Here is a 9161-nt window from a genome sequence, read left to right as displayed (position 1 = left end):
ACAGAATTGAATATGCAGCGATAGCAATGCCGGAGGCATTCAATGTTTATAAAAACCAAGTAAAATACTTTTGCAGACCCCAGCGGGGTCTTACTAGTTGCACAATTCCTGCTTAAAAAATGTATTTGAGGCATCGAAAGGTAGGTATTCAAAATGCTTTATGAGCTCCGTAACTTTTCCATTAAAATTACTTGCAAACCGAGAATGGATGACAAAAACAATTGCACTTAAGTTTCAAGTTTATTCCGATCTATATTATCTCGTCCTCGCTTTAATAAACTGTCTGCGGTGCTGTACATCCTCTACAATCAATTTGCTGATGATGTCGTGCATGATTTCCGTGGTACCTGCACCAATGGTCATCAGGCGGTTGTCGCGAAAGGCGCGCGCCACGCCATAATCCTCATTATAGCCCCAGCCCCCGTGAATTTGCAGTGCTTCGTTGATCACTTTTTGCGATTCCTCTGATACAAATGCCTTGGCCATGGTAATGATCTTGATGGCTTCCGGGCCTTTTTCTATATATTCAGCAACCGCCCTAAAAGTAATGGAGCGACAGGCTTCTATCTGAATGGCCATTTTTGCCATTTTGTGGCGAATCACCTGAAATTGACCAATTTGCTTGCCAAATGCTTCCCTTTCCTTGGAATAGAGCATGGCTTTTTGCAGTGCCCACTCAGCACCATAGGTTCCCATCACAGCAGCGATCAGTCTTTCCTCCTGGATATTGTTCATCACATAGTAAAAGCCCATATTCACTTCGCCCAATAAATTGGCTTTGGGCACTTTGCAGTTTTCAAAAAACAACTGACCGGTATCACTGCTGTGCATGCCCAGTTTATTTGTTACCGGAATGGCCTGAAAACCTTCCGTATTGGTCTCGAAAATCAAAAGGCTGAGGTTGTAGCTTTCTCCGGTTCTCACCAAAAGCACAACAAAATCAGCCATAGTGCCATTGGTGATCCACATTTTGGAGCCATTGAGCAGAAAGTGATCGCCTTTGTCCTCGGCTTTGGTGGAAATATTCCCCAGATCGGAACCCACACTGGGCTCTGTCAGTCCCAAAGCTGCGATTTTCTTGCCCTCAAGTGCTGGGCGCAAAAACTTTTCTTTTTGTTCATCGGTACCCAAAGCATTGATCAATGGCAAGGGCAAATAGGTATGCGCATACAATGACATGGCCAAACCACCCATATTGCAATAGGCCAATTCAGCAGATACAGCGGCAGCACCCCAAAGATCCATTCCGCTCCCTCCTACTTCCTCGGGAAAACTGACGCCCAAAAAGCCCAGTTCGCCCATTTTTTCAAAAATGTGGCGCGGACATTCCTTATTGGCCTCCCATTCCGCAGCATGGGGTATCATTTCTTCTTCTACAAATTGTCTTACGGATTTGCGGAGCATTTCGTGCTCCTCTGTAAATGGATTGAAAACTTGGTTCATGTTTATTTTGGATTTTGCTGTTATTTAAACCTGTGATTGATCAAGCCTAAAATTATCATTTCTTTTTTAGAAATCATTTGGCTTAAAAATATAGTCTTATTAGGTGTGTTTTTTTGGGAGAAGAAGCTTGAATAAGAAAAAGGAAAGTCATCCGATGACTGGTGTTTATGTAATTTCTGCAGTTCCAATTCTATTTGTACAGCTAATGTACTATAGTCATCGGATAACTGAAACAGGAAAGACATTTCTCAAAGTCATTATTTTCTGGCTGAAGTTGAATGGCCACAAGATAAAATCTTGCGGCAGATGGCGTTTTCAAACTTTCAAAAGTCCCAAAAGATGGAATATTGTGAAAGTTGGCACAAATAGTTCGGGCATTTTTCCACCAAATTTCTATTGCATTTTTAGCCTTGCATTATTGGGACGAAGCGCAAGTACGGCTTTGAGATGCCATAGTCTTTACCCTTTGAGAAATGCTTGTATAATGATAAATTTTTTGGCAAATCCAGCAAATCACCTGAATATTTCAGCAACAAATGAATACAGTTTGTAAGGTTTTCAAAACTTTTTATCCGAGTAAACAACCTCGGGGCAAGCCCACGAGGCATTTATTTGAAAAAAATACTTTTGATTACGAGGCCTGCCCGAATAAAAGCAGGCGGGCAAGCCTCGGAGCACCCGCCTGCTTAGTCGGGCAGGTTTAAATCTCGATTATCGAGTAAAAAATCTATCAGACCAAAGCCTTATCAATCACTTCCTGCATTTTTTCCACATAGTGGAATTTCAGGCCTTTGAGATAATCTTTGTCAATTTCCTTGATGTGTTTTTCATTGCTTTTGCAAAGCAGTATCTCTTTTAATCCGGCACGTTTTGCTGCAAGGATTTTTTCCTTTATCCCTCCCACGGGCAATACTCTGCCCCTTAGTGTGATTTCGCCAGTCATTGCGAGATAAGGTTTTAGGCGTTTTCCGGTAAAAGCAGAAGTCAATGCTGAAAGCAATGTCACACCAGCAGAGGGGCCATCTTTTGGAATAGCACCTTCTGGTACGTGAATATGGATAGAAGTATCCTTGAATCGCTCAGGGTCAATATTCAGTTCATCGGCATGAGAACGAATATAGCTCAATGCTGTAGTTGCAGATTCTTTCATCACATCTCCAAGGTTGCCGGTTAGTGTCAGGGTTTCTTTTCCTTTACTCAGTGAAGACTCAATAAACAGGATTTCTCCACCAGCCTGGGTCCAAGCAAGTCCTACAGCAACACCTGGTGGCTGTTTTTCACTGTAAATGCTCCTGTCAAAAATTTCAGGGCCAAGATATTCATGCAATTCTTCTTGCTTCACTTGTTTACTATAAGACTCATCCAATGTGATTTTGCGTGCCACTGATCGCATTACAGAAGCCAGTTGCCGCTCAAGTTCCCTAACACCGGATTCTCGCGTGTATTTTTCAATAATCGTAGAAATCAATCCGGGACTAAGTTGAATATCGGTAGCTTTCAAACCATGATCCTGACGCAAACGAGGAATCAGATGTTTTTTAGCGATCTGCACTTTTTCTTCTACCGAATATCCGCTGAGCTGTATGACCTCCATCCTGTCGCGCAATGCCGGCTGAATACTTCCTATTGAATTGGCTGTAGCAATAAACATCACATTTGACAGATCGTATTCCAACTCTAAATAATTGTCATAAAAGCTGTGGTTTTGCTCCGGATCCAGTACTTCTAATAATGCTGAACTAGGATCTCCTCTGAAATCTTTCCCCACTTTGTCTATTTCATCCAGTATAAAAACAGGATTAGAAGATTTTACTTTTTTCAGAGACTGAACTACCCTGCCTGGCATAGCACCAATATATGTTTTGCGGTGCCCGCGAATTTCAGATTCATCGTGCAAACCACCCAAAGACATACGTATGTATTTTCGGTTTATGGCACGTGCAATTGAGCGTCCCAAAGAAGTTTTCCCCACTCCGGGAGGGCCAACAAAACAAAGTATGGGCGATTTCATATCTCCCTTGAGTTTAAGAACTGCAAGGTATTCCAGTATTCTTTCCTTGATCTTGTCAAGACCATAATGGTCTTTATCCAATATGGTTTTGGCCTTTTTAAGATCGAGGTCATCTTTTGTAAATTCCCCCCAGGGCAAATCGAGCAGCAATTCGAGGTAATTAAGATTGATGGAATATTCCGCTGCGGCCTGATTGACGCGCTGCAATTTTTCCACTTCTTTTTCAAAATGCTCTTTTATTTTAGGGCCCCATTTCATTTTCAGGGCCTTTTTCTTGAGCTTTTTAATTTCAGGGCTCTCTCCGTCCCTGCCCAGTTCTTCCTGAATTGTTTTGAGTTGTTGTTGCAGGAAAAAATCTTTCTGTTGTTTTTCCAGGTCGGTTTTTACTTTGCTCTGTATCTTGTTTTTAAGCTCGAGCATTTGAAACTCACTGTTCAGGTGTTCCAAAACCAATTCAGCCCGCTGCATTAAATTATCGCTCTCCAGAATGCTTTGCTTGTCTTTCAACTTGCTGTTCAAATTGGATGAAATAAAGTGCATCAAGAATGTGGCACTGTCGATATTTTTAAGCACAATTCCCGCTTCAGAAGGAATATTGGGCGAATTTTTCACAATCTGTCCTGCCAAATCTTTTAAGGAGGATATCAGTGCTTTGAACTTGCCCTTTTCTTTTGGTTCGGGCAGTTCATCTTCCATTAGTTTTACATTCGCAGCTATATAGGGTTCTTCTTTTTTTATTTCCTCAATTTTAAAACGCTGCTTACCCTGAATGATCACCGTACTGGAGCCATCCGGCATTTTTAGCATTTTCACGATTTTTGCTATTGTGCCAACTTCGCTCAGGTCTTTACTTTCGGGATCTTCTACTCCCGGATCGCGCTGCGCTATTACACCGAGTATCTTATTGCCTTTATGCGCTTGTTTTACTGCTTTAATAGAACGGTCTCTTCCTACTGTAATAGGTATTACCACACCGGGAAACAAAACGGTATTTCTCAAAGGAAGAATGGGTATCTCACCATTTATTTCTTCCTTGATTTTATCTTCATCTTCATCTAAAGACAGCATAGGCAAAAATTCTACTTCTTCTTCTCCAAATGGAAACATTATCTCTTCAAACATTATTCTTCTCGCTTTAATAGTCAAAATGTCAGTACTTTCAATTGAAAATACCGAGTCAGTACTTTGTCAATTTTTATGCCAATAAGCTTTTATTCAACACATAGTGTTTTTAAATGATTTCATTTGTTTTTCTAACTTTAACCAGTAATTGTAAAATAGTACTTTATCAAAAATCGAAGAAACGGCTTAAATTCAATTAATGATTTTACATAAACTGATTATAAGGTTACTTCTAAGCTCCTAATAATTTTGAACATTAAAAACATCTATTCCAAAATAATAATAACTGCAATAAGCGGAATATACCTCTATATCTTGCTTGTGTTTGGCATTGGCTTATCCGAGGACGCTGTTTCCTACTGCTACGCTGCACAAACTTTTACTGAGCAGGTATTTATGAAAAATATTGATGGATCCGCATTTGTGCACTGGCCGCCATTAATGCCTTTTTTGATCGGTATTTTGAGTTTGCTGTCAGAAAAATTACTGCTGCTCCTGCCCTTGTTGAGTATTGTACTGACTTTATGGGCCTGTATTTTATGGGCAAACAAATTGCTTAAAAACCGGGGACTTCGACTCCTATTGCTGATTCTATTTGCATTCAACTTCGCGCTGGTTTATACAGCACCAATGCTCTGGAGCGATTTGCTCTTCCTGGCTTTGTTCTTATTCTGGCTATATGCACTGGATGAAAAAAATACAAAGCGGGTAATTTTGCTCTTTGTACTGATGAGCCTATTGCGCTATGCAGCGCTCTTTTTCCTGCCTTTGCTATTGCTTTATCTATATCGCAACTACAGCAGAGCCAAGGGCTTTAGAAGTTTTGCCCAGTCAATATTATACAGTATTGCACCCATAGCACTTTGGCTGACTTATACCTATTTGCAATCCGGGCATATTTCAGGAGCACGGATGTTTCCGGCTGAATATTTTGCTGATAATTCTGAAGCTATTGCCAGTGAACTGGGCAAGTGGGTTCTTCCGGCAGGATCACCTTATTTCATACATGTTTTAGCTACTGCATTTGTCCTGATCTTGCCATTATGGCTTATCAGAGCGTATCAATATGTTATTTTGGCTCATTTGACTTATGCAGCAGGGATTATCATCAGCTATTTTCTGTTTGATATGCAAGCACCTGATGCGCGACTTCTGCTTCCATTAGTTCCTGCATTTCTATTTGCAATGCTCCTGCTGATAGAACAAACAGTGCAGCAAAAAAAGCATGTATTTCTTGCAATATTGCTGTTGTGGTGTAGCTATTCGGTAATAAGAGGCGGTAAATTGTTATTGCAGCAAATCAATGGAGATTTTGGAAAATACAACCGGGGCTTGTGGCAGGAAGCCCAATCCAAAAAGCTCTGTACTGATATTGCCACTTATGAAGATAAGTTGCTCATTAGCAACGATGCTTATGGGTTGAATTATTTGTGCAATAAAGAAGCAATGATCTGGCCCAAAGACATTTATTTTTTAAAGGCCGATAGTTTGCCAGACAAAGGAATATTCATTTGGATCAGGCAAAAGGATCCTTATCAACTCTATACGCCCTCTGCTATTCTGTCAGTTTATAAGAGCGATACATTATTGCTGCGCGATAATTGGATATTGATGCAATTGGAAAAACACTGATTTTAGATCAGCTGTTTTCCGGCTTTTTGTGTTTCCACCTGCGATGCGACCAGAGCCAGTATTCAGGTTGTTCAAGTATTTCTTTTTCGAGCAAACGGGTGTGTTTTTCCGTAATCTCCCCGTGTTCAGCTTCAGCGGGATTTTCATCTATCAACTCAACAGTAGCTTCATAATAGCCCCGTTTTACTTTTTTGATATAAGCAAATACTACGGGGTAATTGTATATTCGGGCAAACTTTTCAGGGCCGAAAACCACAGCTGTGTCTTGATTTAAAAATTTAGTCCAGTAAGCGTTGTCGGGGTTTCCGGGAGATTGATCAGCAGCAAATAATGGTGCAATCAATTTATCCTTGTTTTCAGCAAAATATTTTTTTACTGCTTTTTTGGCCAAAAATATAGAACCAAAACGCTGCCTGGATTCCTTGATCTTGTTGTCCATAAATTTATTCTTCAGCGGGGTATAAATGCCAATTACCTTATGCAACAATTGCGGTTCGGGCGATAGTGCTGCATACTCCCAGTTGTTGTAGTGCGCACTGACAATAACCACACTTTTACCTTGTTGAAAATAATTGTCCAGCAATTGAGGATTGGCAACTTTGAACCTTTTAATAGCTTCAGCTTCTGACATCTGGAACATCATTATGGATTCTACAATCAAATCGCAGAGGTGGCGGTAAAACAAGCGGGCAATGCGTTCGATTTCCATATCCGATTTGTCGGGAAAAGCATTTTTCAGATTGCTGAAAACAACTTTTTTGCGATAGCCTACTGCCCGGTAAACCAAAAAATAGGTCAGTGTGGAAATAAAATACAAAACCGGAGCCGGCAAAAAGGACAACGGCCTTATGAGCAGATAATATACAATGGGCATCATCCTGCAAAGATACTTTTTGAAATCAATTTGATAATTGAAGCCTGATTAAGAATCGATATTTTGAGCTATTTTTCCAGAAAGTAAAGATTTATATCTGAATTAATAGCCGCAACACACTTTATGTACAGCATCAAATTGGTATCTTTAAAAAATAAATAAAATCAAGTTATCAATGTCCATAAAACCCCTAAAGAAAATAGACCGCATCATGTGGGATGCCGATGATCCGGTAAATCCCAATTCCATATGTGGCATGATGACTTTTAAAAAACGGCTCAACCGCAAAAAGTCACTTGAGGTTATAGGAAACTGCTTAATGGACTATGAGCGCTTTACTTCCTGTATTGTTCTCAAGAAAAACCTGCCGCACTGGCGAAAAATCAAGGATTTTAAAATTGAAAATCACGTACAATTTATCCGCCTGAATAAAGGACAGGGTTATAAATTCCTGCAAAGGGAAGTAAGTGAGCTAATGAGCCGTGCGCTCGATACAGAAGCGCCATTGTGGGATGCCCGGATTTATGAATATCACCAGGGCGGTTCGGCTATTGTGTTTCGCTTGCACCACGCCATTGCCGATGGTGCGGCATTGATCAATGTGCTTTTTTCACTTACGGGAAGTTCTGCAAAAGCATCTCTTGAGCTGTCTCGGAGAAGAAAAAGATTTTCCTTTAACAACCTGCCTATTGTTAAGGATTTCCAAAAGTTTTTACACAATAGCGAAGCAGTGCTGAACGAAGCCAAAAACCTGTGGCAACATCCAGAAAACATAAGGGAAAGATTGATGCAATCCTATGAAGTGGCTAAAGATACTTCCAACATTTTAACAGAAGATGATGTAAGCGGCAGCTTTTACAAAGGTGCATTCAGTGAAAACAAACTTGCGGCCTGGTCCCAACCATTTGAGCTAACTGACATAAAAAACCTGGGCAAAAAATATGATGCATCGGTGAATGATGTATTGCTGGCACTAATGGCCGGGGCAGTGCGCAAGCACCTGCTAAAACACAAGCAAGCAGTAGAAAAAGGCATGCGCATTGTAATTCCCGTAAACCTGCGCAACAAAACGGATGACGTAAAACTGCACAATGAAATTGGTATGATTTCGCTGGAACTGCCCATTCACCTGAGCACATTCCTGAAAAGACTCCAATTTATCAATGAGAAGACTACCCTGCTGAAAAAATCACCGGAACCTTTTCTGTTGAGCAAGTTGATGGAAAATGCTGCCGACTATCTACCCAAAATAGCCAAAAATGCTTTCCTGAAATTTATCTCCACCAAAATATCTGCTTCAATTACCAATGTGCCGGGACCGCCAAAGCCGGTGTATTTTGCCGGACAAAAAATCGAGGATATCTACTGCTGGATTCCACATACAGCCGTTTTGGGCGCAGGACTCAGCCTGATCAGCTACAATGGAAAAGTTAGCTGCGGTATGGTCATAGACCAAAACATGGCCGATGATCCGGACTATTTAATCAAAGCTTTTGAAGGGGAATTGGATAGGGCTGTGAAGAGGTATTTGAAATGAATACCCCACTCTCGACCGTTTGCAATCTTGGTGCGGGCACGCATTCGCTATGCTTCAGGCTTTGCTGCAAAATGCGCGCCAGTGAAGAGTAGTCGAATTTGAACACTTTAACCCCTCGAAATCGAGGGGTTTAGAAAAGCTAGATTGAAACCTGCACTGTTTAAATGAAGAATTTCAAAGAACTTATATCAACAATTGAAACTGTTCATAGCCAGCTTCAGTACAATGCTGCTAGTGCTGTAAATCAGGCTTTGACCATCCGCAATTGGCTGATTGGTCATTACATAGTAGAATTTGAACAAAATGGAAAAGACAGATCGATCTATGGCAGTAAACTTTTAAAAGATTTAGCCAAAAAACTCTCAATCAAAGGGCTTACTGCTCCTGAACTATCTCGATGCCGTCAGTTTTACAGCACTTATCCGCAAATTTTTGGGACAGTGTCCCAAAAATTTGAAAACCTTCTTCCTACTTGCGTTTGAGCCGCAGGAGCAATTTTAACTTAGCGAACGAGTGCATATTCTAATCTAGTAAATAACATT

At 40.7% G+C, this 9161-nt stretch carries 6 protein-coding genes; 3 read left to right on the top strand and 3 right to left on the bottom strand.

Annotated features, from left to right (window positions below):
* Positions 1 to 255: 255 nt before the first annotated feature.
* Together WD048_03610 and lon are read right to left on the bottom strand one after the other, a co-directional pair.
* Entirely contained in the window at positions 256 to 1443 is a 1188-nt protein-coding gene (locus WD048_03610) for an acyl-CoA dehydrogenase family protein (GenBank protein ID MEX0811278.1), read from the bottom strand.
* Positions 1444 to 2173: 730 nt separating this feature from the next.
* Positions 2174 to 4576 (bottom strand): endopeptidase La, encoded by a 2403-nt coding sequence (gene lon / locus WD048_03605; GenBank protein ID MEX0811277.1) that lies wholly within the window; start codon positions 4574 to 4576, stop codon positions 2174 to 2176.
* Between the two features lie 249 nt (positions 4577 to 4825).
* Here lon and WD048_03600 point away from each other — a divergent pair, with 249 nt between their 5' ends.
* Positions 4826 to 6208 carry a hypothetical protein gene (locus WD048_03600; protein ID MEX0811276.1) on the top strand — a complete coding sequence of 461 codons (1383 nt, stop codon included), beginning with the start codon at positions 4826 to 4828 and terminating at the stop codon, positions 6206 to 6208.
* 7 nt (positions 6209 to 6215) lie between these two features.
* Here the strand turns inward: WD048_03600 and WD048_03595 are convergent, their stop codons facing one another.
* Entirely contained in the window at positions 6216 to 7085 is an 870-nt protein-coding gene (locus WD048_03595) for a lysophospholipid acyltransferase family protein (GenBank protein MEX0811275.1), read from the bottom strand.
* A gap of 172 nt (positions 7086 to 7257) precedes the next feature.
* Here WD048_03595 and WD048_03590 point away from each other — a divergent pair, with 172 nt between their 5' ends.
* Positions 7258 to 8619 (top strand): WS/DGAT domain-containing protein, encoded by a 1362-nt coding sequence (locus WD048_03590; protein ID MEX0811274.1) that lies wholly within the window; start codon positions 7258 to 7260, stop codon positions 8617 to 8619.
* A gap of 164 nt (positions 8620 to 8783) precedes the next feature.
* Positions 8784 to 9101, top strand: a complete 318-nt coding sequence (locus WD048_03585) for a DUF1016 N-terminal domain-containing protein (protein MEX0811273.1) — start codon at positions 8784 to 8786, stop codon at positions 9099 to 9101.
* The last annotated feature ends 60 nt before the right edge of the window (positions 9102 to 9161 follow it).

This window comes from Chitinophagales bacterium, from assembly GCA_040877935.1.
In the GTDB taxonomy this organism is placed as follows: domain Bacteria; phylum Bacteroidota; class Bacteroidia; order Chitinophagales; family CAIOSU01; genus JBBDNB01.
Note: the sequence above shows the minus strand (reverse complement) of the source record. Positions and strands in the feature narration are given on the sequence as shown.